This window comes from Microvirga pakistanensis, from assembly GCF_004458765.1.
GTDB lineage: Bacteria > Pseudomonadota > Alphaproteobacteria > Rhizobiales > Beijerinckiaceae > Microvirga > Microvirga pakistanensis.
In genome coordinates this window covers 1-223 of the sequence record NZ_SPJX01000291.1, presented here as the reverse complement: position 1 = coordinate 223, position 223 = coordinate 1, and the positions used below count along the sequence as shown (strand labels likewise).

1 pseudogene is annotated in these 223 nt (G+C 72.6%); it reads left to right on the top strand.

Annotated elements, in window-relative coordinates:
• A pseudogene (locus tag E4K09_RS15965) lies at nt 1-223 on the top strand (glycosyltransferase family 4 protein); the annotation flags it as partial.

Sequence of the window (223 nt, the reverse complement as noted above, 5' to 3'; positions counted from 1 at the left end):
TCGTCGAGAATACGGACGACCCCCGACTCCTCGGCCTCGACCCGTTAGGCCCTAAGGTCACGGTGGTGGGCGGCGCCGGGATCGATCCCGAAGTCCTCGGCCCCTCCCCCCGTCCCGCCGAGCCGCCCCTGAAGGTTGCGCTCGTGGCGCGCATGCTCTGGTCGAAGGGCGTGGACCTCGCCGTCGAGGCCGTCCGCAAGGCCCGAGGCCAGGGCGCGGAGGT